This window comes from Rhodococcus sp. ACPA4, from assembly GCF_002300185.1.
In the GTDB taxonomy this organism is placed as follows: Bacteria; Actinomycetota; Actinomycetes; order Mycobacteriales; family Mycobacteriaceae; genus Rhodococcus_F; species Rhodococcus_F globerula.
Genome location: NZ_NSDY01000001.1, coordinates 925,084 through 948,977, shown reverse-complemented (window position 1 = coordinate 948,977; position 23,894 = coordinate 925,084). Strand labels below are relative to the sequence as shown.

Genomic DNA, 23,894 nt, shown 5'->3' with positions numbered 1-23,894 from the left:
TTAGCTGCCGCCCGCCAGTTCTGCGACCCGGTCCCGGATCGCATCGAGCGCCGCCGGGATTCCGGAGGCGTCGGAACCCGACCCCTGAGCCATGTCGGGCTTTCCGCCGCCTCGACCACCGATCTTCGGTCCGAACGAGCCGACGAGGTCGCCTGCCTTCACGCCGAGCGCCTGCGCAGCCTTACTGGTGGCAACCACGAAGGGCACCTTGCCGTCGGTGTCGCCGAGCAATGCGACCACTGCGGGCTCCGAGCCCAGGCGACCCTTGATGTCGGTGACGAGCGTGCGCAGGTCGTTGGCTCCGACGCCGGCGGGTGCAGGTTCTGCGATCACGAGCACACTGCCGATGCGCTTGGCCTTGTCGACGAACTCACCGGCTGCAGCCAGAACAGCCTTGGCCTTGGTCTGCTCCAGTTCCTTCTCGGCCACCTTGAGACGCTCGACAAGCGCTTCGACGCGAGCCGGAACCTCTTCGGACGGAACCTTGAGCGATGCGGACAGTCCGGCCAGAAGCGCGCGCTCCTTGGCCAGATAACGGTAGGAATCCAAACCGACGTACGCCTCGACACGGCGGATGCCGGAGCCGACGGACTGCTCACCGAGCAGAGTGACCTGACCGATCTGAGCGGAACTTCCGACGTGCGTGCCGCCGCAGAGTTCCATCGAGAACGGGCCGCCGATTTCGACGACGCGAACCTCGTCGCCGTAGTTCTCACCGAAGAGTGCCATGGCACCCATCGACTTGGCCTTGTCGAGGTCCGTCACAAACGTGTTGACCGCGAAGTTGGACGCGACAGCCTCGTTGGTGACAACTTCGATGTCCTGCTTCTGGGACTCGGAAAGCGCACCCTGCCAAGAGAAGTCGAAGCGGAGGTAGCCGGGCTTGTTGAGTGAGCCGGCCTGAACGGCGTTGGGGCCGAGCACCTGACGCAGCGCTGCGTGCACCATGTGGGTACCGGAGTGTCCCTGGGTTGCACCCTTACGCCATTCGGCGTCGACATGTGCGAGAACGATGTCGCCTTCGGTGATCTCGCCCTTCTGGACGGTGACCTTGTGCGTCCAGACCTTCTTGGCGATCTTCTGAACGTCGTTGACCTTGGCTTCGAGTCCCGGCGCCGTGAGCGATCCGATGTCGGCGATCTGTCCACCGGACTCTGCGTAGAGCGGGCTGCGGTCAAGGATGACCTCAACCGACTGCCCCGCCTTGGCGACCGGCACACGAACGCCGTCGACGATGAGCGCGAGGACATGAGCTTCGGAGACCAGTTCGTTGAAGCCGGTGAACTCGGTGGGACCGCGATCGAGCAGTTCCTTGTAGACCGTGAGGTCGGCATGCGCGTGCTTACGAGCCTGAGCGTCGTCCTTGGCGCGCTTGCGCTGCTCGGCCATGAGGGTGCGGAAGCCGTCTTCGTCGACGGTGAGACCGGCCTCGGACGCCATCTCGAGTGTCAGGTCGATCGGGAAGCCGTAGGTGTCGTGCAAGGCAAATGCCTGGTCGCCGGCAATGACCGACTTTCCGGACGACTTGACCGTCTCGGCAGCGTTCTCGAACAAGGCCGATCCTGATGCCAGAGTCTTGAGGAACGCTGTTTCCTCACCGACGGCAACATTCTCGATGCGCGTGAAGTCGGTTTCGAGAACCGGGTACGACGGAGCCATGGTGTCGCGGACGACGATCATGAACTCGCGCATGGTGGGCTGCTCGCTGCCGAGCAGTTTGGCCGAGCGCACGATGCGGCGAAGCAACCGGCGTAGCACGTAGCCGCGGCCGTAGTTGCCGGGATTGACGCCGTCCGCAATCAGCATCGCGGCGGTGCGGGCGTGGTCGGCGATGACGCGGAAACGAACATCGGACGTGTGATCGGTGCCGTACACGCTGCCGGTCAGCTCAGCGGCCTTCTCGATGACGGGACGGAGAAGGTCTGTCTCGTAGACGTTTTCGACGCCCTGCAAGAGGAAGGCAACACGCTCGACGCCCATGCCGGTATCGATGTTCTTCTTCGGCAGGGGTCCGAGGATCGGGTAGTCACCCTTCGTGGTGCCTTCGCCGCGCTCGTTCTGCATGAACACGAGGTTCCAGATCTCGATGTAGCGATCCTCGTCGGCTTCCGGGCCGCCCTCTACGCCATACTCGGCGCCGCGGTCGTAGAAGATTTCCGAGCAGGGCCCACACGGTCCGGGGATGCCCATCGACCAGTAGTTGTCTTTCATGCCGCGGCGCTGAATGCGCTCTTCCGGCACGCCGACCTCGTCGCGCCAGATCGCAAATGCTTCGTCGTCATCGTGAAAGACAGTGGCCCACAGGCGCGTCGGGTCGATGCCGTAGCCGCCGTCGTCAACCGAACCGGTCAGCAGCGCCCAGGCGTGCGAGATGGCTTCCTTCTTGAAGTAGTCACCGAAGGAGAAATTGCCGGCCATCTGGAAGAACGTGTTGTGGCGGGTGGTGATGCCCACCTCTTCGATGTCCAAGGTGCGAACACACTTCTGCACAGACGTCGCACGCGAGTATGGCGGCGTCTGCTGGCCGAGGAAGAACGGCACGAAGGGAACCATGCCGGCGTTGACGAACAGAAGGTTCGGATCGTCGAGAATCAGCGACGCGCTGGGCACCTCAGTGTGGCCGGCCTTGACGAAGTGGTCGAGGAATCGCCTGCGGATCTCGTGGGTTTGCACTAACCGGTCCTTACCTTCATGAGCGTCGAACTGTCGTTGTCCAGCCTAGCGTGCAGGGACCTTACAGCTTTAACCCCGCACGATTACAGCTTCAACCCCGCACGATTCGACGCAATTTTCCCACTCGATCGGCGATCTCCCGCTCATTTCCGTGGCCAGTCGGCTTGTAATAGTCGACACCGACCAGTTCGTCCGGTGGATATTGCTGCCGTAGAACGCCGTCGCGGGTGTCGTGTGGGTACTTGTATCCGACCGCGTTTCCCAATTTCTCAGCCCCCTTGTAATGACCGTCACGTAGATGCGGCGGCACGAGACCTGACTTTCCGGCAGCCACATCGGCCATGGCCGCACCCAGCGCTTCGATGACGGCACCCGATTTCGGCGCGGTCGCGAGATGGATCGTGGCCTGGGCAAGCGCGAGACGTGCCTCCGGCATTCCGATCAACTGCACGGCCTGAGCAGCAGCCATCGCCGTCTGCAATGCCATCGGATCGGCCATCCCGATGTCTTCGCTGGCGTGAACCACCAGTCGCCTCGCAATGAATCGCGGGTCCTCCCCCGCAGTCAGCATGCGCGCAAGGTAATGCAGCGCCGCGTCTACGTCGGAACCTCGAATGCTCTTGATGAATGCGCTGATGACGTCGTAGTGCTGGTCGCCGTCACGGTCGTACCGAACGGCGGCTTTGTCGACACTGGCCTCCACGGTCGCGAGATCGACTTCGACGGGTCCGGGTTGGCCGCCAGCGGTGTCGAGCGCAGCGCCTGCTGCTGCCTCGAGAGCAGTGAGCGCACGGCGGGCGTCACCGGACGCCAGCCGCACCAGATGTTCCATCGCGTCGTCGGCAATGGTGACTGAGCCACCGAACCCACGCTCGTCGATCACTGCCCGCTCGAGAAGCTCCTGAACATCGGCTGCGGTGAGCGCCTGCAATTGCAGAACCAGCGAACGGGACAGCAACGCCGACACCACGGAGAACGACGGATTCTCGGTGGTAGCGCCCACCAACAGGACGATCCGATTCTCGACAGCGGCCAACAACGCATCCTGCTGGGTTTTCGAGAATCGGTGTACCTCGTCGATGAACAGGACGGTCTGCTCGCCGTTCAGGAGCCGTCGCCTAGCCAGTTCGATCACACCGCGAACCTCTTTGACACCGGCCGACAGTGCAGACAGCGCCTCGAAACGCCGACCGGTCGCGCCGGAAATCAACGACGCCAGTGTGGTCTTGCCGGTACCAGGAGGCCCGTACAGAAGTACCGATGCGGCACCGGATCCCTCGACCATTCGCCGCAGCGGCGCACCGGGCCCGAGTAGGTGCTGCTGGCCGACAACCTCACCAAGAGTGCGCGGGCGCATGCGGACAGCCAGCGGAGCACCCGGCGGCAACGAGGACAAGGCGCGCTCGGCTACCGAGACGACATCGGGTTCATCGACGTTCTCGGATTCTTCCGGAGTTGCCTCGAACAGGCCGTCATCCGCCACCACGCTGTCTTCAGCTTGCCAATCGCTCACAAAACGACGCTACTAGAAGGTACCGACGCGTCGAAGTCCCAACTGGAAAGCACGGTCGTGCCGAATTGGATAGCGTGTCGCCATGAGCACTTCTGAGATCGCCACCGTTCTCGCGTGGCATGACGCACTCAACAGCCAAGACATCGACACGCTCCTGCAGTTGTCGAGCGACGATATCGAGGTGGGTGGAGCCGACGGGGCAACGCAAGGATTAGCAGCACTGAGCGAGTGGGCGTCGAACGCCGGTTTGACGCTTGTTCCCGGCAAGATGTACGTCCACCACGGAGTTGTCGTTGTCGAGCAGACTGCGACGTGGGCCGCAGAACCCGGCAAGACCGCCACCATTGCGTCGGCGTTCCGGGTGGTCGAGGACCAGGTCACGTCTACCTTCCGGCATCCCGATCTCGCGACGGCGCTGGCGGCAACGGATCTGTCCGAGGCGGACGCTCTCGCCGACAACTGAGCTTTCGACATGCAAAAGCGCCCGTGCTCCGGCACGGGCGCTTTATCGGTTCGTGAGTGCGTTACTCAGCGTGTGCGTGGAGTGCAGCGACAACCTCGTTCGCGTGGTCATGCACAGCGACGTTGCCTGCGAGTTCGGCTGATCGCGCCAACCGTGCCCAACGGCGCAGCAACGCATCCGAACGCGGAATCGACAGATGGTGCTCGCGCACTGCGGCTATCCGCGAATGATCATTCGGCAGGAACATGTAGGTGCTCAGCCATACCCAGATGAGTTGAGCCTCGACCAGACCTCGACCCAATTCGGCTTCGTCGGCAAGCGCCGGCCACAAGCCCACCACTTCCGAACGCCACGCGTCGACCATCGCCGACGCGCGTTCCTCGGTCAGGTCGACGTTGCACAGGCATCCCGGGAACGACACGAGTGCGTACGTGATGTCGAGAAGCGCGTCTCGGTATCCACCCCACTCGTAGTCGAGGAATCGAACACCTTCGCCGTTGACGATGATGTTGTCCGGACACAGATCGGATGGACTGAAGGCGCGGAATCGCCCACCGCTGAACAGATTCTGCGCGTGGTGAACCTGTTCGAGAATATTCGGATCGACAACAACACCCAGTGTGTCCGCCAACATCGACGGCACGTCGGTGATGACGCGCGCCACCTGATCAGCCACTTCGTCGGAACTGTGGACAACCTCGGCACGTCGAAGCAGGGCTGTGAAATCTTCTTCACGTCCTACGGTGGCGGCGTGCATGCGACCCATTGCCTGGGCCATTGCCATCAGGGTATTCGTGACGGTGTCTGCGTCGCTGTCCTGGAAAAGAACGCTGATCGCGGTGGCGTCACCGAGGTCGCTGAGCACGAGGAGCCTGGCGTCCAAGTCGTATGCCAGCAGTTCCGCGCCGGGACGGGCGTCCTTGGCCAATGCGTTGGCGAATTGGTACGACACGGCTTCACGCAGGAACGCGGTATCAGGATCGAACACGTGGATTGCCTCAGCGGGCGGGGTAACGCCGTTCTTGACACCCAGATAGGGATCACGGACCTGCTTGATCACCAATGTGCGAGGTAGGGAAAACGGGTTTTCGGCAACTCGAACGCGCAGCACGATGGTGCGTCCACTGCCACCCAGATCCGTGGGATCCACGAGGGTAACGGGTGCTCCGGTGCGGCGCGTGAGCAACTGCTCGGCAGCTGCCACGACTTCGGATACGGGGTCTGCCAGTAATACGGTCATCACTGATCAACTTACCCGTAAGTTACTGGAATCATGCGTCTTCGCTCTCTACTGTCAGCGCGCTTTCTCGTCGCCGATCAAACCTGAAATGCCTTTCAGCGCTGCAGCAAACTCTTCATCGGCTCGGGTCTTGAACCACAATACGAGTGTGCAAGCGGTGACAATTCCCAGCATGTTGACGGCGAGCTGAAGCGACGACAGCCCGGCGATACGCCATTCACCGTTAGCCGCAGCAACTACTGCGAAACCGGCCGCCGGGACTGTAGTCACTGATATGAACACGCCGACCAGTGCGGCGGATTTCGCCGATATCAAGGCCAACATGCCCGCAGAACCGGCCAGGAGGGCGACAACAAACGAGATCGGTCCCACTTTGTAGATGAAGTCGACTTGATGCAGTGATTCGAGGGTGGTGACGTCCATCCAGTCGAAGAACTTCACCACAAAGGTGGCGAGCAGAGTGATACCCATCGCCACCGGGAACGCGACGACCAACGCAAGAATCGAACGTCTACGTAGCTTTCGATCACGTCGAACCAGGGCAACCGAGAGCGCGGCCAGCGGGCCGAATTCCGGCCCCACAACCATCGCTCCGACGATGGTGACCGGTGAATCCGTGACTACACCGATTGCGGCCAGGAGGCAGGCGATAGTCAGGAAAGCGACAAACAATCCATTGAGAGTCGATTCCTCCCGAGTCCGGGACAACAGTTCTTCCCAGACCACTGTCTCGGCGCCGTCACCAGGTGCATCGTGTTCTGCTTTGCGTGCCGCGGCCGACAACACTGTCTCCACCGGAACCAGCGTCACCGCGCCGTGCTCGGGGATTCCGAGATCCTGCATCGCGACTATGACGTCGTTCGCAGACTCGCGGGCAACATCGGCCTGCACGACATCGCCGCGCGGATCGATGGCAATGCCACGCGACACCACAATGTGGGTAGCCCCGCATTCCGCCTCGAGCGCACCGAGAACTTCCTCGGTGCGCTCGGGCGGGCAGATCACCCTCAGGTGCAGCATGGCGATCTGGGGTCGGTTCTACTTGCCGTCTGCGGTGTCGCCACCGGCAGCGTCAGCCTTCTTCTCCGGCTTCGCATCGACGCCGGATTCCTTACGCTGCTGCGCCGTGATCGGGGTAGGTGCATCCGTGAGCGGATCGACACCGCCACCCGACTTCGGGAACGCGATGACCTCACGAATGGAATCCATGCCGGCGAGGAGCGCGGTGATGCGGTCCCAACCGAAGGCGATTCCGCCGTGCGGGGGTGCGCCGAAGGCAAAGGCGTCGAGCAGGAAGCCGAACTTGTCCTGCGCCTCTTCCTCGGAAATACCCATCACCTTGAACACTCGTTCCTGAATGTCCTTGCGGTGGATACGGATACTGCCGCCGCCGATTTCGTTGCCGTTGCAGACGATGTCGTAGGCGTAGGCGAGAGCGGTTCCGGGATCGGTGTCGAACGTGTCGAAGAACTCGGGCTTGGGCGAGGTGAACGCGTGGTGCACCGCGGTCCACGCCGAGTGGCCGAGAGCAACGTCACCGGACGCGGTGGCGTCGGCGGCCGGCTCGAACATGGGAGCGTCGACGATCCAGACGAAGGCCCAGGCCTTGGGGTCGATGAGATCCTTCTTGCGGGCGATCTCGCCGCGGGCAGCACCGAGAAGCGCGCGCATCGGCTTGGTTGCACCCGCCGCGAAGAAGATGCAGTCACCTGGCTGTGCGCCGACGTGAGCGGCCAGACCCTCGCGCTCGGCGTCGGTGAGGTTCTTGGCAACCGGTCCGCCGAGCGTTCCGTCTTCGCCGACCAGCACGTAGGCAAGTCCCTTGGCGCCGCGCTGCTTGGCCCATTCCTGCCACGCGTCGAGCTGCTTACGCGGCTGGCTTGCGCCACCCGGCATGACAACAGCGCCGACGTACTCGGCCTGGAATACGCGGAACGTGGTGTCCTTGAAGAACTTCATGCACTCGACGAGTTCGATGTCGAAACGCAGGTCGGGCTTGTCGCTGCCGTAACGACGCATCGACTCGTTGTAGGTCATGCGCGCGATCGGCGTCTTGATCTCGTGGCCGACGAGCTTCCACAACGCGGTCAGGACTTCCTCGGCCAACAGCATGACGTCGTCCTGGTTGACGAACGCCATCTCGATGTCGAGCTGAGTGAACTCCGGCTGGCGATCGGCGCGGAAATCCTCATCGCGGTAGCAGCGCGCGATCTGGTAGTAGCGCTCGATGCCACCCACCATGAGGAGCTGCTTGAAGAGCTGGGGGCTCTGCGGCAGAGCGTAGAAGCTACCGGGCTGCAAACGCGCCGGAACCAGGAAGTCGCGGGCACCTTCAGGGGTGGAACGCGTGAGTGTCGGGGTCTCGACCTCGACGAACTGGTGGTGCGCGAGGACGCCACGCGCAGCGGCATTCACCTTGGAGCGCAAGCGAATTGCGTGTCCGGGTCCTTCACGACGCAGGTCGAGGTAGCGGTACTTCAGACGCGCTTCCTCGCCGACCTGATCGTCGAGCTGGAACGGCAGCGGAGCACTCTCGTTGAGCACCTCGAGCTCGGTGGCGTTGACCTCGATTGCGCCGGTGGGGATCTCGAAGTTCTGGTTTCCCTCGGGGCGGACCTCGACGACACCGGTCACGCGAACGCAGTATTCCGCGCGCAGACGGTGCGCCTGCTCGGCGACGTCACCTGCCCGGAAAACTACCTGCGAAACACCGGATGCATCACGGAGATCGATGAAGATCACTCCGCCGTGATCACGACGCCTGGCTACCCAACCGGTGAGCGTTACGGTCTGCCCTGCCTGCTCGGGTCGCAATGAACCGGCGAGATGTGTGCGCAGCACGGGATTCCTTTCGAACAACTTCAATAACCGACGACCGACTACTTTGCCTGCGATCCTACGGAGCGAACAGCCCAGACCGGAAACGCGCACCCGCCTCGCATGCGAAGCTATCCACCAGAAGTGACGGCAAGCACTTGTTCACGACAGCAGAAAGCGGACATAGATGACCTTCAACGAGGGGGCCCGCGGTGAAGCGGGACGCGTTCAGGTTCAAGGCGGCGGGGGCGGTAGCCGGGGCAGCAAGGTGGCAATCGGCGGCGGCGCCGGTGGCATCATCGTGCTCATTCTTGCCCTTCTGTTCGGCGGAGATCCCGGTTCGCTACTGGGAACGTCCACCGAAACATCGAGTTCCTCGAGCGAACTCAGTTCGGTCGACGACTGCACCGGTACCGATGCCAACAACGACGTGAACTGCCGCGTCACACTTACCGTCGGTAGCCTCGACGACGTCTGGGAAGAACAACTGATCAAACAAACTGGGACGGCGTACGTACGCCCGGCAGTGCGATTGTTCAGCGGATCGGTCAATACGGGTTGCGGTCAGGCAACCAGCGAAGTCGGTCCGTTCTACTGCCCGGCCGATCAGACCGCGTACTTCGACACAAGCTTCTTCCAATTGCTGGTCGACCGATTCGGATCAAGCGCCGGCCCCTTGGCGCAGGAGTACGTCGTTGCCCATGAATTCGGTCACCACATCCAGAATCAACTCGGGGATATCAGCCGCGCGCAGGCCGACCCGCAGGGCGCAGAGTCAGGCGCGGTGCGCACCGAACTGCAGGCAGACTGCTACGCCGGCGTGTGGGCACATTACGCCGACACCATCCCCGACGAAGCGACCGGCCAACCATTCCTGAAGACGCTGTCGCAGAACGATATCCGCGATGCACTGTCGGCCGCATCGTCGGTCGGCGATGACCGGATCCAACAGTCGACCAGCGGGCGGGTCAACCCCGAAGGCTGGACTCACGGTTCATCCCAACAGCGGCAGTTGTGGTTTGCAGCCGGATACAAGACCGGCCAGGTAGCTGCCTGCGACACCTACTCGGCGCGTGATTTGAACAATCCCGCGGCGCTGAGCAAGTAGAGCTTGCCCAACAACCATCCCACCGACAAATTATTTTGTCTTGACAAGTAATTCTGTCGGTGGGATGGTTTTCTCATGTTGGAAGTCGCAGTCATCGACAAACCTGCTGCCGCGGAAGCGTCACTCGACCCGGTTCGGCAGCAAATCCTCGCCGCGCTTGTGAACCCGTCGTCGGCTGCTGCGCTGGCACCCCTCGTCGGACTGACCCGCCAAAAGGTCAACTACCACCTGCGAACCCTGGAAGAACACGGGCTCGTTCATCTCGTCGAAGAACGCAAACGCGGAAACATGACCGAACGAGTCATGCAGGCAAGTGCCGCGTCGTACGTCATCTCCCCCGCCGCGATGTCCGCGCTGGCTCCGGATCCACGGAAGTTCCCAGACCAACTCTCGGCGCGATGGCTCGTCGCGGTGGCAGCGCGGGTCGTCCGAGAGGTCGGCGAGTTGATCGCCGGAGCAACCGCCGCCGGAAAGCCCCTCGCTTCCTATGCCATCGACAGTGACATCACATTCGCGACAGCCTCCGACCGAGCGGACTTCGCCCGCGAACTCGGCGAGGCAGTCAACGGACTGGTTGCCAAATACCACGACGGCAACACCGCGAACGGCCGCCCGCACCGCCTCGTCGTAGCGCTTCACCCAAGCCTGAAACCGTCCACACACTCACCCGAATCGGAGAACTAGCCATGTCGAAGAAGTTCGAAATCCGCCGCGAAGTTGTTGTACCCGGAACCCCGGAGCAGATCTGGGCCGCCATCTCCGCCGAGACTGCCGGATGGATGTTCCCATCGCCTCTCGAGATTCCGGCCGACGGCTCGCGCCCCGACAGTTCCGTCATCGCTACCTGGGAACCGCCCACCGAACTCGGCATCCACATGGACGGCCCCGATGGCTGGTTCAATCACCTCGAATACCTCGTGGAAGCCCGCGACAACAGCACGGCCGTCGTGCGCTACGTCCATGCCGGCGTCTTTGCCGACGACTGGGACAACCAGTACGACGGGGCAAGCAAGCACACAGACTTCTACCTCCACAGCCTTGGCCAGTACGTGCGCTACTTCGCCGGGCAGAGCGCCACCTACGTGAGCGCCGAAGGTCCGGAAGCATCCGGCACACCCGCAGCGATGGCAACTCTGCGCAGCGCACTCGGAATCGGATCCGACACCGCCGTCGACGACACCGTGACTTTCGACGTTCCCGGCTTCGGCACGATCACTGCTGTGGTCGACTACCTCAACGACTGGTTTGTCGGACTGCGTACCGACGACGCGCTACTTCGGTTCTACGGCCGAAATGCCTTCGGCGGCAATGTCGATGTGGCACACCACCTGTTTGCAGCAGGCGCTGACGGCGAAGCAGCCAGCGCAGGCTGGAAAGGCTGGTTGGACGGCGTCTATGCCTAAGCGCGATATGCAGAGAAGCGCCCTGTGGTCTGCTGTCGAAACCGAGCGCACCGCTCTGCTCGGTGAGCTTGTCGGTCTGAATCAGGCACAGTGGAATCAGCAGTCGTTGTGCGGGCGGTGGACTGTCGAGGACGTCGTCGCGCATCTCACAGCGGCTGCGAGCGTCGGTGCACTTCGTTGGCTTGTCAGTGTCCTGGGCACACGGTTCGACTTCGACCTACACAACGACCGGCGCCTCGCCGAGTACCGAGGCGCGACCCCGGACGAGACCCTCGATCGGTTCCGACGGGTGATCACCAGCAGAACCTCGGCGCCAGGGCCCACTGTGGCGTGGCTCGGCGAGGTGGTAGTCCACGCCCAGGACATCCGGCGTCCGCTCGGTCTCTCGTACATTCCAGCCGTCGAGACGCTCACCGAAGTTGCTCGTTTCTACGCTCGACGGGACTTCACTGTGCCCAGTCGCAGCACGATCAAAGGTCTTCGCGTCGAAGCGACCGACGGGCCATTCTCGACTGGAGACGGTCCACTCGTCAGCGGCACGACCTTGGCTCTCACCATGGCCATGGCTGGTCGGCGCGTGTACTGCGACGATCTCACCGGGCCCGGTGCTGCGACGATGCGAGAGCGTTGCACAACCTGACGGCCCTCCAGCAATTCCTGGGCGGGTCAGATTCCGGTCTGTGCGGTCACCCGTCCCGTGTCGATCGCTGTCATAAGTGCGGCATGATCACGAGCATTTCGTTTGGTGTACGCCGCTGCAAACTCACTGATCGCGAGATCGAATTCCGTTCCCTCGCCAAGATATTCGGCAATCGCAATGCGGTCGCCCGAACGAGCGTGTGCATAGGCCAGAACCCGCGCGCATAAGCGGCCGTACGCTTCCATGCCTTCGGGTTTCATGCCTTCGATCACCGCTGAGCCCTTGCCGTCGCGAAGTTGACGGATGTAGAAGTCATGCTCGAGCTCGTCCGGACCTGGCCCTCGCTCCCAACCGAGAAAGATATCGCTGCTGGCCTGCATCAGCCGCTGACCATTCACCACCCGCTCCCCCTCATTGCGGAATATCGGGCCGTTCACATAGCCGGACAACACCGACGGCAACGCCTGCTTCACCTGCAGGATCAGTGGATCATCGGCGTCGCGTCCCTTCATCAAGATCATCCAGGCTCTCGTGCCGACACTGCCGACGCCGACCACCTTGCGCGCGATGTGCATCATCTCGAAGCTCTGTAGCAGCACGCGGCGATCCCACTGAAGGGTGCTGCGGTACGAACGAATTCGTCCGTGGAGCACCTCCTCGACATCCTCGAGATCCCGCCCGTCGTATAGCTCCTCGACCGGCACGATCAACGGTGGATCACTGATGAATCGCCTTCTGCCATCGACAATCTCGGTGAATTTCGACGCGGCTTGAACGCTGTCCCGTCGGCGTGCCTTATCGAGAGTGGAACGCGCCCGTTCAAGCATTCGTTTCTTGATCTGAATACTCAGTTCTTCGAGGCCGTCCTCTGGTTCGATGTGCGAATACCACACCGCGAGGTTTCCCAGTTCCGCCTGGCGAAGCATCGTTTCCCGATATTCGGCCGCACAACCAACAGTTATCTTCCTTCGTTCCTTACCCGAATAGCCGTTGTCCTTACCCGCTATCGCCAAACTCGCAGCCAAGCGTTTGACGTCCCATTCGAATGGACCTGGGTAGGTCTCGTCGAAATCGTTGATATCGAATGCAAGTTTGCGCTCCGGCGTGGCGTAGACCCCGAAATTACTCAGATGCGCATCTCCGCACAGTTGGGTATTCATGTCGGAATTGCGATTGCGTGAAAGGTCGTCGCACATAACCAGGGCCGCGCCACGAAAGAACGAGAAACGCGACGCAGACATGCGGCCGTAACGAATCGGCACCAATTCAGGCACCCGCGCTTCGGCCTGAGATTCCAGGAGTGAAATCGGGTCGCGGTCGCTGTCGGCAAGTTCGGCCAGCATCGCGAGCGGCGTATCTCGGCGAGCCTGCCGACCATCTTCCCTCCGCTCGTCAACGGTGGGGTGCTGCGCAGGAACTGCCTTGTCAGCTGGCGCAACCTTGTCAACCGGTACTGCAGTCATCTGCCCGACCTTTCAGTCCTCGGTGGGCCTGCGGAGTCGACGGCCCTTGCTACGGCTGCGAGGCGTCGGACGTCGCGTCCCCACCTGATCCGCGTGCTGCGCGGGCCAGCAATTGGGGACTCGACACCAACGCCTTGCGCCATGGAAGTACCCCGTCGATCTCAATCTGAATCGACAGGCTCAGAACGGTTCGAATCAAGACGATCATTCCGAGTACTGCAGCATCTGTCAGAGAAGGCGACGACGTCACGGTTTTGACTAGATCTGCGGCAACCAGAATCTCCAGTCCGAGAAGAATGACGGCGCCGAGGGTTTCGCGGAGAGTCTTGAACGCGGCACTACCGTTGCGAGTACGGAACCACGACCGGCCGGCAATGCCAAAGGCGAATACAAACCCGAAAACCATCGCGACAACACCGAGTACTTCGAACAATTCGGTGACCCACTCGAAGAACTTCACGGTGTCCATGGTGTTGATTCTCGAGGTATATCGCTCAGAAGTCGAGCAAGCGCGCCGGTTCTCTCCAACCCACCACCAGATCGTGTGCTGTAATTGGCCGGTGACGACTTTCGTACAGCTCTGGTGGCCGCATTCACTGCGGCCTTGAACTGTGCACTTTCCGGCCGCCTCGCGCGCGGCCGACGATCGTTGCCTACATCTATCCCGGTTGACGCAGTGAGGTGCCCCCTACTGTGAGGACCACACATGACCTTTGAAAATGACAACCGCGTCGACGGGATCGGCAAGATGCTGATCAGTTCTCGTTCGCTTGCCGAATACCAGGCGATGTTCGCCCTCACCGACGATGACCTGTCCGTGCGAATCCTCGACTGCCCCAGCGGCGCCGCGGATTTCACCAGTGCGGTGAGCAACCTCGGCGGCAACGTAACTGCATGCGATGCAGCCTATTTCGGAAACAGCCCCGACAATCTCGCTACTATTGCCACATCGGAGACGGAGCGAGGCAATCGATATGTCCGCGCCCACGCAGAAGAGTACGAGTGGACTTTCTTCGCTGATCCCGATGAACACCAACATGTCAGGCAGCACGCCGCCCACCAGTTCGCAGCTCATATTCGCCAACACCCCGGTCACTACATCCCAGGTCGGTTGCCCGCACTGCCTTTCCCTGACGACGCCTTCGATCTGGTACTCAGCTCTCATCTGTTGTTCAGCTACGCCGACAGCCTCGACCACGCCTTCCACCTCGACGCGATTACCGAATTGATGCGCGTCACCTCAGGAGAGCTGCGCATCTTTCCGTTGGTGGCGATTGGATCGGCGGAGCCGTACTCACAACTTGTCGAGCTGCTGTCCGAACTGCGAGCTCGCGGCATCGCCGGCCGTAACGTCGAGGTCGACTACGAATTCCAAAAAGGCGCCAACCACATGCTGGTATGCCATCACGAATCGTGATCCGGCACAATAAATCTGGTACTTACATCAATTTTCTCGGCCTGGTCGACAGAGGCTTCAGCGCGAATTTCGATTGACGCGCGAATTCCTGGAGATCCCGTACGATCTGTCAGTGACCAATACAACTCCCGAAAAGTCGGGTTTCTGGAGCCGCCCCACCCTGTGGAAGCTGCTGTTGATAGTCGTCGTCTATCTAGCTTTCTACCTCGCAGTTGGACAGGTGATCTCGCGCGTTTTCTCCGATCAGATCGATAGCGACAACGTGGTCGCAAGCGCCTCGAGCATCATTTTCGGCCTCGCATTGCCTATCGCGATCGGTGCTGTCGCGCTGCTGATATTCATAGTGAAGCTGGGCTGGCTACGCAGTATTTTCGGCCCGCAACCTATACGTGGCCGCGGCTGGATGTGGATCGGCCCGATTCTCGTAGCCGCCGCCATTGCAGCGCACCTGACCGGAACCGACTGGAGCGCGTGGTCAGCCGGCGAGATCATCTCGCTACTTGCCCTCGGGGTGTGCGTTGGCATTGCCGAGGAACTCCTCACCCGCGGTATTGCGGTGAAAATGTTGCGTGACGCCGGCCATGGCGAACGCTTCGTCGCGGTCGTGTCGTCGCTGCTGTTCGCGCTGATGCACACGGTCAACTTCATCTCCGGGATGGAAGTGTCAACCGTTCTGGCGACCGTCGTCTACACGTTCGGTTTCGGGATGTGCATGTATCTGACTATGCGCGTGACGGGCACAATCTGGGCCGCGATCGTGTTGCATGGCCTCACCGACCCCACAACGATCCTCTCGACGGGCGGACTCGACACCTCCGTGACTGGAGCCAGCGGCGCCACCGTCGTCGCCACGTTCATCACAATCCTGCTGGTCCTCTTCGCCGTCGTCGCTATCTTCTTCGTCCGAGGGCGAGTCAGCCAAGAACAGCCCGCGAACGCGACAAGCTGACAGCTCCTCGTTTCGCCGATCCTGAATGTGGTGAAGCCGCCGGACACCGTAAGGTGCCGGCGGCTTCGTCATATTCGGGAAGGAGGGCGACCATTCGGCGCCACCCGTACTCGTAGCGGTGAAACTACCTCCCTCAGCCGAAGATTCGCTCGATGTCATCGAGGCGTAACTGAACGCGCGCGGAGAGTAACCAGAACCCCAGAGGTTGTCACCTGACGCCTGGACGAATGAGGACAGCGAACCAGGCCGAATTCTGTTGCGAATACAACACACGTCATCCACAACACACGTCGTCGTCGTATTCTGATTCTGTTGCAGCACCGTCTTCACTGCATGATGGTTTTTGCCTTCAGCGCCCGGAACTCGTCCTCGTTGATCGCGCCGGCATCGAGAAGGCCCTTGGCGGCTGTGATCTGATCAGCCGAAGATTGTCCAGCGACCTCGCGCACGTACGCGCCTTGTGCCTGCATCTGCTTTTGCGCTGCGGCAATCGAGCGCTGAGTCATACCGTCATTCCGGACGATCACATAGATCATCGCCGACAGGAAGGGCACGACAAAGAGGAAAACGATCCAGATCGCCTTGAACCAGCCTGACATCTCATGATCTCGGAACAGATCCGTGATGATCGAGAACAACACGCTCAAGTAGGCGACAAATGCGAGACAGACAAACATGAACCAGAAAAACTCCCAGAAGCCTTCCATTTTCGCCAACTCCGTACTGTCGGTGTTTCCGGATAGGAAGTCAGGTCACGACCTATGACGTCCTACTTGTGAATCAACTGTTGCCACTGCGCCGGTAACCGCCCGTTAGCCGACCGGCACTCGGCATCTCCCGAAATGCATTATCTCCGTTGGTAATACGTACCGAGAATTCGTACCGATAATACGTACCACAGATGAATGACAGAGGTACTACATAGCGGGTACTACATAGCGATCTCGGACGCAGCGCGGGCAATGTCACTTCGCGCCGCCTTTTCAACGAGGAGCGGGACGAATGCTCGTATCCGTCCTCTTTTGAATCGTGCGTGAATCATCCGCACGCTTCGTTCGATATCTGCGGGTGAGACGGTCGGATAGCGGGTGATCAGCCGTGCAATCACCTGTTCGACCTGGAGCAACTCTTCGTCGCCGGTCATCGGCTAATCGTCTGTCCGGTAGCCCGCTGCCGTCAAGACTCGAAATAGATTCGAAAGCATCACGATTCGGGATTCGATCAAGCCAGGAATAACTTTGCCAATCACGGGGCATACACAAGCAAAGGGTGTGTTTGATCAAGAACGTCCTGCGTGGAAGCACTGTCCGGAATATGGGTGTCGAGGAGCGAGCGTGGGAAAGAAGTCGAAGCACAAGAAACACAAGAACTCTGAGCTCGAAGCTCCCCGAGTTGCCGGCGTGGAACCCTCCTCAGCCGTGACAGAAAAGCCGATGAAGTACAAGGAATACCGCCGTGATCTCAAGCCTGTTCACGCAGAACTCGTCGCATTGCAGGAGTGGGTCAAATCCTCCGGCGCCAAGGTCTGCATCGTGTTCGAGGGCCGTGACACTGCAGGAAAAGGTGGGGTGATCAAAGCGATCACCGAGCGAGTGAGCCCTCGTGTCTTCCGCGTTGTTGCCCTCCCGGCCCCGACTGAACGGGAAAAATCCCAGATGTACATCCAACGGTATGTGCCGCATCTACCCGCAGCCGGCGAGATCGTCATCTTCGATCGCAGTTGGTACAACCGTGCCGGAGTCGAACGGGTCATGGGCTACTGCACCAACGAGCAAGCACACGAATTCCTCCAGCTCATCCCGACAGTCGAACGCGCAATTGTGGAATCCGGGGTAATTCTGTTGAAGTACTGGCTTGAGGTGAGTGAGGAACAGCAAATGCTGCGCCTGCAGAGCCGGATCGACGACCCGCGGAAAATCTGGAAGTTGTCGGGCCTCGATCTGAAGTCGTACAGCCATTGGTACGACTATTCACGGGCCCGCGACGAGATGTTCCGCTATACCGACACCGGATGGGCGCCTTGGTATGTCGCGGTCAACGACGACAAGAAGCGCGGCCGGCTCAACATCATCAGCCACATCCTGAGTCAGATTCCGTACGAACCTTTGGAACATCCCGATATCAAACTGCCACACCGACAACGCCCCGACGGATACAAGACACCCCGGCAACCGCTGCACTGGATTCCTACCCCCTACTGAAAATCCTGCCCAGGGAAAGGACGTGCGGCACATGAGCCCCACGGAAGCCGCGCCGCAGAATCGAGCGCACACAGACCCGGCCGAGAACACGCCCTGGCATGCCCAGAGTGCCGAATCCGTCCTCGCAGCACTGACTTCTGATCAGGAGTCGGGACTGAGTGCCGAGGACGTGGTGGACCGTCGACGTCAGCACGGGCCCAACGAAATTGCGTCGACGCCACCACCGTCGATGTGGTCGATAGCGCTGGCGCAGTTGAGGGACCCGATGAATCTGATGCTTGTCGCGGTAGCTGTGGTCAGCATCGTCATCGGCGAAATCCCTACGGCCATCGTCGTTGCGGTACTCGTCGTACTCAACATCGTGCTCGGCACCCGGCAGGAGGTGAAGGCCCGCGCCAGCGTGGACGCACTGGCGAAGATGCAGACGCCCCAAGCACGGGTGATCCGCGATGGGACTCTGATCCAGCTCGACGCTACTGAGTTGGTGCCTGGCGATATCGTCGAACTCGAAGCGGGCGATATCGTCGCCGCCGACGGACGCCTTCTCACCTCCACCACCTTGGAAACTCAAGAAGCAGCGTTGACCGGTGAAAGCGCACCCATCCCGAAGGATCCGAAGACGCTGGGCAGCACAGACATTCCCCTGGGTGACCGAAGCAACCTGGTGTTCCAGAACACCTCGGTCACCCGCGGTACCGCCACCATGGTGGTCACCGAAACCGGGATGCACACCCAGATAGGGCAGATCGCGTCGATGTTGTCGGCAGTTGCACCCGGCAAATCGCCGTTGCAACGCGAACTCGACTCGCTCACCAAACTGCTCGGGATCATCGCGTGGGGCGCAGTGACAATCATCGTGGTTATCGGCGTGATCCGTGGCCAAGATCTGACAACGCTTCTCCTGCTGGGTATTGCCATGGGAGTTTCCGCAATCCCGACCGGCCTTCCCACTTTCGTCCAGGCCATGTTGGCGTATGGAGCTCGTCAACTGGCCGACGCGAAGGCCGTCGTGAAAAACCTCACCGACGTCGAGACACTCGGCGCGACGAGCGCCATCAACTCGGATAAGACCGGCACACTGACGATGAATCAGATGACCGTACGGTCGTTGTACGTCCACGGCCGGTGGTACATCGTCGAGGGCGAGGGTTACGCCAAGAGCGGCAGAATCACGCAGGTCGCGGGTGAGGCGCCGCCGGACTTCACGCTGCTTGCCTACGGTCTGTGCCTGGACAGCGACGCCACAGTCTCCGATGCCGGCGAAGTTGTGGGCGACCCCACCGAGGCAGCGCTTGTTGTTCTCGCGGCAAAGATCGGCGTCGACGCCCCACTCACCAGAAAGACGTACCCGCGGGTCGCGACGGTTCCCTTCGACTCGGCATACAAGTTCATGGCGACGTTCCATCATCTCCAGGTGGACGGCGGCAACCAATTCGTGGAACTGGTCAAGGGCGGTCCGGACGTGGTCCTGGCTCGGTGCGGGGCAGCGTTCCTGCCCGGCCGCCGACCTGTACCGATCGACGAGGTCCGCGAAGAACTGACTGCCGCGAACCGGGCTATGTCCGAGAAGGGTCTCCGGGTGCTGGCGTTTGCCGTTCGACGACTCGACGGGCAGGAATCAGCCGTTGGGGCTGACCCCATGTCGTTTGTCGAGGACCTCACGTTTGTCGGCATGGCCGGCATCATCGATCCCCTTCGCGCGGAAGCGATCGAGTCGGTGCGCACTGCCCACACGGCGGGCATCCATGTCCGCATGATCACCGGCGATCACGCGATCACCGCGTCGGCGATCGGAGCCGAACTCGGACTGGGACCAGGGGCGATCGGCGGCGGCGAACTTCAGGCCATGACCGACGAGGAGCTGTCGGACGCAATGCCGAACCTGCATGTCTTCGGCCGCGTCACCCCGCAGGACAAACTGCGTCTGGTCGACATCATGCAGAAAAACGGTGCGGTTGTCGCGATGACGGGTGATGCCGTCAACGACGCCGCCGCACTGAAGAAATCCGACATCGGCGTCGCCATGGGGTCAGGCAGCGAAGTGACAAAACAGGCGGGCAAGATGGTGCTCACCGACGACAACTTCGGGACCCTCATCACCGCAATCAGCTTGGGACGCAATATCTACGGCAAGATCGTGTCCTACATTCGCTACCAGATGTCGAAATTGTTCTCGCTGGTTCTGCTCTTCCTGGCCGCGAGCATCTTCAATATCAACGAAGGTGTTGCGCTCACCCCGCTGATGGTGCTGTTCCAGCACTTCTTCATCACCCTGTTCCCCGTTGCGGTCATCATGCTCGACCCGCCGCCGCCGGACCTGATGAAGAAACCACCCCGTGACCCCAAGACGCCGATAGCCAACCGACGGGCGGTCATACAGTGGCTGGCTTACGGCATCCTGCAGTTTGCCGTCACACTTGCCGCAATGCTGCTAGCCCCAGGCGAGATGAGTACCACCGAGGCAAATATTCCCATGACCATGGCGTTTGTGGTGCTGTCGTTGGGCTCCATCTTCGCCGGCCTGACCATGCGCCGCGATCCGGAATCCGGCCTCATTCCACCGGTGCTCGGCGCGCTCAAGATCTTGGCTATCCCGACCGTCGTCACGGTCTTCGCCGTCGAGGCCGGAGTACTCCAGGATCTCCTCATGACCACCTCATTGACGGGTAGCCAGTGGCTCGCCTGCCTCGGGTGGTCGCTGATCATTCCGATCGTCGTGGAGTTGGACAAGGCATTCCGACGCCGACGCCTCCTGAAGTCGCACACCATTGTCTCCCCCACCGCTGCGGTAGCCCCACAGCGCGCTCACGCGCAATGATGCACACTCGTCGTACCCACTCCGGGCGACCGATTCAACGGATTTCTGAGCTTTGTGGCTGCGACGGGAAGGATTCGCGATATGTCGTGGACAAAGGGGCTGGGTCGGCTGCCTGGGATCGCAACGGCCCGGGGGTATCACCGCGAATGGCTGCGTACGGACATCACCGCCGGACTTGTCCTCACAGCCCTGCTGATACCCGCGGGCATGGGGTATGCCGAAGCTGCAGGCCTCCCGGCATACGCCGGCCTGTACGCCACCATCGTGCCGCTCCTCGCGTACGCACTCGTCGGGCCGTCGAAAATCCTTGTCCTGGGGCCAGACTCGTCGCTCGCGCCACTTATCGCCGCCGCGATCCTGCCACTGGCGATCGTCGGCGATGAAGACAACGCACTTGCCCTGGCCGGCGTCCTGGCCATCCTCGTCGGGCTCATCCTCCTGATCGGGGGGTTCCTGCGCCTCGGTTTTGTCACCGAACTGCTCTCGAAACCCATCCGACTCGGCTACCTCAATGCCATTGCGCTAGTCGTTGTTATCGGTCAGATTCCCAAACTGCTGGGGTTCTCCGTTGACGCGTCCGGTCTGCTCGGCGAAATAGGTGAGATCGGAAAGTCCGTGGCAGGCGGGGATATCGACCCCGTTGCTGCCGCGGTCGGAATCGGGTCGCTTGCTGTCATCGTCGCGTTCCGACTCTGGGTCCCCGTTGTCCCCGGAGTCCTGGTGGCCGTCGTCGGCGCAATCATTTTGTCCGCCGCGGCCGGCCTCACGGATGACATCGGAATGGTCGGTGCTCTCCCTGAAGGTCTCCCTCTGCCCTCCGTAGGAGGCGTCAGCTGGCAGGACGTCGGGCACCTGATCGGACCTGCGGCCGGTATCGCTCTGATCGCATTTGCCGACACCGGCGTTCTCTCCCGGACCTTTGCCGCCCGGCACGGTGAAGACGTGAACGGCAGCACCGAAATGAAGGCAATCGGCGTCGCCAATGTGGCAGGCGGACTGTTCGGCGGGTTCCCCATCTCGGCGAGCGGCTCACGAACACCTGTAGCCGAACAAAGCGGCGCCCATACACAATTGGCAGGTGTTGTCGGCGCGCTCGCCGTGCTGGTCTTTGTCCTCGTCGCCCCAGGCCTCACCGCGTACCTACCCGATGCAACACTCGCAGCCGTGGTCATCGTCGCGGCCTGCGCGCTGATCGACGTGGGTGGAATGGTCCGGATGTGGCGCATGAGCACCGTGGAGTTCGGCCTCGCTGTCGCAGCCTTCCTCGGCGTTGCACTTGTCGGAGTACTCCAGGGCATTCTCGTGGCGATCGGCCTGTCGTTTGTCGCGGTGGTAGCGCAAGTCTGGCAGCCACATCGCACCGAACTCGTGGAGATCGCACACCTACAGGGATTTCACGACGTCGAACGACATCCAGATGGACAGCGCATTCCCGGCCTGGTGCTGGTGCGCTTCGACGCTCCCCTCTTCTTCGCAAACGGTGAGATCTTCGACGAGTACGTACGCTCCGTAGTCGCCGATGCGCCGGCGCCCGTCGAATGGGTAGTCATTGCAGCAGAGCCGATTACCGGCCTCGATACCACCGCAGTCGACGAGTTGGTCGACCTCGACACCTACCTCGAAGGCAAAGGGATCCGGCTGGCGTTTGCCGAGATGAAGGGGCCGATCAAAGACAAACTCATCAGATTCGGCGTCGGCGACCGATTCGACGCGACGCATTTCTTCCCGACCATCGAAGCTGCCGTCAACGAATTCCGCAGCCGAAGTGGGAACTCCAACCACTCGACCGACCACTGATCCCGGGAGCGCGAGACATGGATTCTTTCTGGACGGTCTTCTGGCTCGGCGTCATCTCTCTCGCGCTGCTGTCTTACCTGGTACTGCTGTTCGAGATCAGCGCCGATCTGTTCCGTGACCGTCAGACATCGGGGTGGATGCGCGCACTCTGGGTGTGTTTCCTGCTCCTCGTGCCCTTCGTGTCGGGGCTGGTGTACGTGATCGTGAAAAGTGACGGCATGGCCGAGCGATCCCGAATTGCGAGCGGAGCACCCCGGAGTTGACGGGGTTCGTCAGACCTTCTTGACGACGCTCGACTTCAGCTGCATCGGGCCGATACCGTCAACCTTGCAGTCGATGTCGTGATCACCGATCCCCTTGACCAGACGGATGTTTCGCACCTTCGTGCCGGATTTGATGCCGGTGGGGCTGCCCTTGACCTTCAGTGTCTTGATAACCGTCACGGTGTCGCCGTCGGTGAGTACGTTTCCGACGGCGTCCTTGATGACGCCATCTTCTTCGGCGGCCGAGTCTTCCGTCGACCACTCGTGTGCACATTCGGGGCACACCATGAGCGCACCCATCTCGTAGGTGAACTCACTGGAACATTCAGGGCAAGGCGGCAAGGTGTCTTCCACGCGATCAGCCTATCCGCCGCCCCGTCTGTCCGACTTTTGCACTTCATAACCAGCGATTGGGAAATATTTTGCACTCGATGAAAGTTTGCACTCTGTGCAATTATTGAAGGCATGGGTAGCGAAACACTAGGCCTTCGAGAACGTAAGCGAATTGCGACACGCGAACTGATCGAACGCACCGCCGTCGAACTCGTGCTGGAACTGGGTTACGACGAAGTGACCGTGGAACGAATCTGCGAAGCCTGCGATCTGTCCACCCGCACATTCTTCAACTACTTCCCTACCAAGGACGCCGCGATTGGCGGAATCGCGATAGTCGTCCCGCCCACAGAGGTGATCTCCGAACTACTCGACGCCCACCCGAATGACCCACTCCACGGAGCGCTGGCCGTCTTCGCCGAAGCGATGAAGATCATGGACGAACGACCCGATCTCCTCGTCCACCGACGCCAATTGTTCGAGCGACACCCGACCTTGCTCCAACAGCATCTGGCCACGTTCCACGAACTCGAGGACACGCTCACCCGGATGCTCACGGAGGAACTACTCGAACGACCAACCCATGGTCGACTACCCGCCGATATGGCGGCGGCCGATGAGGCCACCGCCACCGTGATCATCGCCGGAGCCTCGATGCGATATGTGTTTCGTGCCTGGCAGAAAAGCGAAAGAGATCGTCCGCGAGCCGAACTCGTGGATCCCGCATTGACGTTGATGGCCCACATCCTGCGGTCCGCCCACTAGCTCGTCTACCGCTCTCGTCACCAAGGAGCCC

At 61.2% G+C, this 23,894-nt stretch carries 22 protein-coding genes; 12 read left to right on the top strand and 10 right to left on the bottom strand.

Translation table 11 applies throughout. The annotated features are described in order from the left end of the window. Both alaS and CJ178_RS04430 read right to left on the bottom strand, forming a co-directional pair. The gene (gene alaS / locus CJ178_RS04435; RefSeq protein WP_033236183.1) at positions 1-2,673 is read right to left on the bottom strand and encodes an alanine--tRNA ligase; all 2,673 of its coding nucleotides are present in this window, start codon (positions 2,671-2,673) and stop codon (positions 1-3) included. Positions 2,674-2,764: 91 nt separating this feature from the next. After that, positions 2,765-4,186, bottom strand: a complete 1,422-nt coding sequence (locus CJ178_RS04430) for a replication-associated recombination protein A (protein WP_095886206.1) — start codon at positions 4,184-4,186, stop codon at positions 2,765-2,767. 82 nt (positions 4,187-4,268) lie between these two features. Between CJ178_RS04430 and CJ178_RS04425 the strand changes: the two genes are divergently transcribed. Continuing rightward, complete coding sequence (locus CJ178_RS04425) at positions 4,269-4,649, top strand: nuclear transport factor 2 family protein (protein ID WP_033236181.1); 381 nt, start codon at positions 4,269-4,271, stop codon at positions 4,647-4,649. A 61-nt stretch (positions 4,650-4,710) separates the two neighbouring features. Here CJ178_RS04425 and CJ178_RS04420 read toward each other — a convergent pair whose 3' ends face one another. From CJ178_RS04420 to aspS, 3 genes are read right to left on the bottom strand one after another with little or no spacing between them, the layout of a single operon-like run. Then, complete coding sequence (locus tag CJ178_RS04420) at positions 4,711-5,889, bottom strand: kinase (RefSeq protein ID WP_095886205.1); 1,179 nt, start codon at positions 5,887-5,889, stop codon at positions 4,711-4,713. A gap of 54 nt (positions 5,890-5,943) precedes the next feature. After that, positions 5,944-6,909, bottom strand: coding sequence for a DUF389 domain-containing protein (locus tag CJ178_RS04415; RefSeq protein ID WP_033236179.1), 966 nt, complete (start codon positions 6,907-6,909; stop codon positions 5,944-5,946). Between the two features lie 18 nt (positions 6,910-6,927). Then, entirely contained in the window at positions 6,928-8,730 is a 1,803-nt protein-coding gene (gene aspS, locus CJ178_RS04410; RefSeq protein WP_033236178.1) for an aspartate--tRNA ligase, read from the bottom strand. Between the two features lie 163 nt (positions 8,731-8,893). On the opposite strand from aspS, the gene ypfJ reads away from it, so the two are divergent. The 4 genes from ypfJ to CJ178_RS04390 all read left to right on the top strand — a co-directional run bounded on the left by ypfJ (position 8,894) and on the right by CJ178_RS04390 (position 11,857). Further along, on the top strand, positions 8,894-9,814 hold the full coding sequence (gene ypfJ, locus CJ178_RS04405) for a KPN_02809 family neutral zinc metallopeptidase (RefSeq protein WP_095886204.1): 921 nt from the start codon (positions 8,894-8,896) through the stop codon (positions 9,812-9,814). A gap of 75 nt (positions 9,815-9,889) precedes the next feature. Continuing rightward, a complete protein-coding gene (locus CJ178_RS04400; RefSeq protein WP_095886203.1) occupies positions 9,890-10,498 on the top strand; it encodes a winged helix-turn-helix domain-containing protein in 609 nt (202 codons plus the stop codon). 2 nt (positions 10,499-10,500) lie between these two features. Continuing rightward, a complete protein-coding gene (locus CJ178_RS04395) occupies positions 10,501-11,217 on the top strand; it encodes an ATPase (RefSeq protein WP_095886202.1) in 717 nt (238 codons plus the stop codon). Beyond that, positions 11,210-11,857: a maleylpyruvate isomerase family mycothiol-dependent enzyme gene (locus CJ178_RS04390; RefSeq protein WP_095886201.1), complete on the top strand. Its 648-nt coding sequence runs from the start codon at positions 11,210-11,212 to the stop codon at positions 11,855-11,857. Before CJ178_RS04395 ends, CJ178_RS04390 begins: the two co-directional genes overlap by 8 nt. A 26-nt stretch (positions 11,858-11,883) precedes the next feature. Here the strand turns inward: CJ178_RS04390 and CJ178_RS04385 are convergent, their stop codons facing one another. Both CJ178_RS04385 and CJ178_RS04380 read right to left on the bottom strand, forming a co-directional pair. After that, positions 11,884-13,320: a DUF2252 domain-containing protein gene (locus CJ178_RS04385; protein WP_095886200.1), complete on the bottom strand. Its 1,437-nt coding sequence runs from the start codon at positions 13,318-13,320 to the stop codon at positions 11,884-11,886. A gap of 49 nt (positions 13,321-13,369) precedes the next feature. Then, entirely contained in the window at positions 13,370-13,789 is a 420-nt protein-coding gene (locus CJ178_RS04380) for a DUF1622 domain-containing protein (RefSeq protein WP_033236173.1), read from the bottom strand. Positions 13,790-14,026: 237 nt separating this feature from the next. On the opposite strand from CJ178_RS04380, the gene CJ178_RS04375 reads away from it, so the two are divergent. Further along, positions 14,027-14,737 (top strand): hypothetical protein, encoded by a 711-nt coding sequence (locus CJ178_RS04375; protein WP_033236172.1) that lies wholly within the window; start codon positions 14,027-14,029, stop codon positions 14,735-14,737. A gap of 112 nt (positions 14,738-14,849) precedes the next feature. Next, positions 14,850-15,686 (top strand): CPBP family intramembrane glutamic endopeptidase, encoded by an 837-nt coding sequence (locus tag CJ178_RS04370; protein WP_033236259.1) that lies wholly within the window; start codon positions 14,850-14,852, stop codon positions 15,684-15,686. A gap of 326 nt (positions 15,687-16,012) precedes the next feature. Here CJ178_RS04370 and CJ178_RS04365 read toward each other — a convergent pair whose 3' ends face one another. Beyond that, a complete protein-coding gene (locus tag CJ178_RS04365) occupies positions 16,013-16,393 on the bottom strand; it encodes an SHOCT domain-containing protein (protein WP_033236171.1) in 381 nt (126 codons plus the stop codon). A gap of 224 nt (positions 16,394-16,617) precedes the next feature. Further along, positions 16,618-16,830 (bottom strand): three-helix bundle dimerization domain-containing protein, encoded by a 213-nt coding sequence (locus CJ178_RS04360; RefSeq protein WP_033236170.1) that lies wholly within the window; start codon positions 16,828-16,830, stop codon positions 16,618-16,620. Positions 16,831-17,020: 190 nt separating this feature from the next. On the opposite strand from CJ178_RS04360, the gene ppk2 reads away from it, so the two are divergent. From ppk2 to CJ178_RS04340, 4 genes are all read left to right on the top strand, one after another. Then, complete coding sequence (gene ppk2, locus CJ178_RS04355; protein ID WP_095886199.1) at positions 17,021-17,887, top strand: polyphosphate kinase 2; 867 nt, start codon at positions 17,021-17,023, stop codon at positions 17,885-17,887. 31 nt (positions 17,888-17,918) lie between these two features. Beyond that, a complete protein-coding gene (locus CJ178_RS04350; protein WP_033236168.1) occupies positions 17,919-20,705 on the top strand; it encodes a cation-translocating P-type ATPase in 2,787 nt (928 codons plus the stop codon). An 81-nt stretch (positions 20,706-20,786) separates the two neighbouring features. Then, entirely contained in the window at positions 20,787-22,502 is a 1,716-nt protein-coding gene (locus CJ178_RS04345; protein ID WP_045067567.1) for a SulP family inorganic anion transporter, read from the top strand. A 17-nt stretch (positions 22,503-22,519) separates the two neighbouring features. After that, positions 22,520-22,765 carry a PLDc N-terminal domain-containing protein gene (locus CJ178_RS04340; protein ID WP_033236166.1) on the top strand — a complete coding sequence of 82 codons (246 nt, stop codon included), beginning with the start codon at positions 22,520-22,522 and terminating at the stop codon, positions 22,763-22,765. A 9-nt stretch (positions 22,766-22,774) separates the two neighbouring features. Here CJ178_RS04340 and CJ178_RS04335 read toward each other — a convergent pair whose 3' ends face one another. After that, the gene (locus CJ178_RS04335; protein ID WP_045067564.1) at positions 22,775-23,119 is read right to left on the bottom strand and encodes a zinc ribbon domain-containing protein YjdM; all 345 of its coding nucleotides are present in this window, start codon (positions 23,117-23,119) and stop codon (positions 22,775-22,777) included. 111 nt (positions 23,120-23,230) lie between these two features. Between CJ178_RS04335 and CJ178_RS04330 the strand changes: the two genes are divergently transcribed. Continuing rightward, the gene (locus CJ178_RS04330) at positions 23,231-23,863 is read left to right on the top strand and encodes a TetR/AcrR family transcriptional regulator (protein WP_033236164.1); all 633 of its coding nucleotides are present in this window, start codon (positions 23,231-23,233) and stop codon (positions 23,861-23,863) included. Positions 23,864-23,894: the final 31 nt, after the last annotated feature.

Excerpts from the sequence above, each read along its gene's own strand:
- CJ178_RS04395 (WP_095886202.1), top strand. The coding sequence starts at position 10,501 with ATGTCGAAGAAGTTCGAAATCCGCCGCGAAGTTGTTGTACCCGGAACC.
- CJ178_RS04425 (WP_033236181.1), top strand. The coding sequence starts at position 4,269 with ATGAGCACTTCTGAGATCGCCACCGTTCTCGCGTGGCATGACGCACTC.
- CJ178_RS04360 (WP_033236170.1), bottom strand. The coding sequence starts at position 16,830 with ATGACCGGCGACGAAGAGTTGCTCCAGGTCGAACAGGTGATTGCACGG.
- CJ178_RS04380 (WP_033236173.1), bottom strand. The coding sequence starts at position 13,789 with ATGGACACCGTGAAGTTCTTCGAGTGGGTCACCGAATTGTTCGAAGTA.
- CJ178_RS04390 (WP_095886201.1), top strand. The coding sequence starts at position 11,210 with ATGCCTAAGCGCGATATGCAGAGAAGCGCCCTGTGGTCTGCTGTCGAA.
- CJ178_RS04340 (WP_033236166.1), top strand. The coding sequence starts at position 22,520 with ATGGATTCTTTCTGGACGGTCTTCTGGCTCGGCGTCATCTCTCTCGCG.
- CJ178_RS04375 (WP_033236172.1), top strand. The coding sequence starts at position 14,027 with ATGACCTTTGAAAATGACAACCGCGTCGACGGGATCGGCAAGATGCTG.
- CJ178_RS04350 (WP_033236168.1), top strand. The coding sequence starts at position 17,919 with ATGAGCCCCACGGAAGCCGCGCCGCAGAATCGAGCGCACACAGACCCG.
- CJ178_RS04385 (WP_095886200.1), bottom strand. The coding sequence starts at position 13,320 with ATGACTGCAGTACCGGTTGACAAGGTTGCGCCAGCTGACAAGGCAGTT.
- CJ178_RS04415 (WP_033236179.1), bottom strand. The coding sequence starts at position 6,909 with ATGCTGCACCTGAGGGTGATCTGCCCGCCCGAGCGCACCGAGGAAGTT.
- ypfJ (WP_095886204.1), top strand. The coding sequence starts at position 8,894 with ATGACCTTCAACGAGGGGGCCCGCGGTGAAGCGGGACGCGTTCAGGTT.
- CJ178_RS04345 (WP_045067567.1), top strand. The coding sequence starts at position 20,787 with ATGTCGTGGACAAAGGGGCTGGGTCGGCTGCCTGGGATCGCAACGGCC.
- CJ178_RS04400 (WP_095886203.1), top strand. The coding sequence starts at position 9,890 with ATGTTGGAAGTCGCAGTCATCGACAAACCTGCTGCCGCGGAAGCGTCA.
- CJ178_RS04330 (WP_033236164.1), top strand. The coding sequence starts at position 23,231 with ATGGGTAGCGAAACACTAGGCCTTCGAGAACGTAAGCGAATTGCGACA.
- CJ178_RS04365 (WP_033236171.1), bottom strand. The coding sequence starts at position 16,393 with ATGGAAGGCTTCTGGGAGTTTTTCTGGTTCATGTTTGTCTGTCTCGCA.
- CJ178_RS04420 (WP_095886205.1), bottom strand. The coding sequence starts at position 5,889 with ATGACCGTATTACTGGCAGACCCCGTATCCGAAGTCGTGGCAGCTGCC.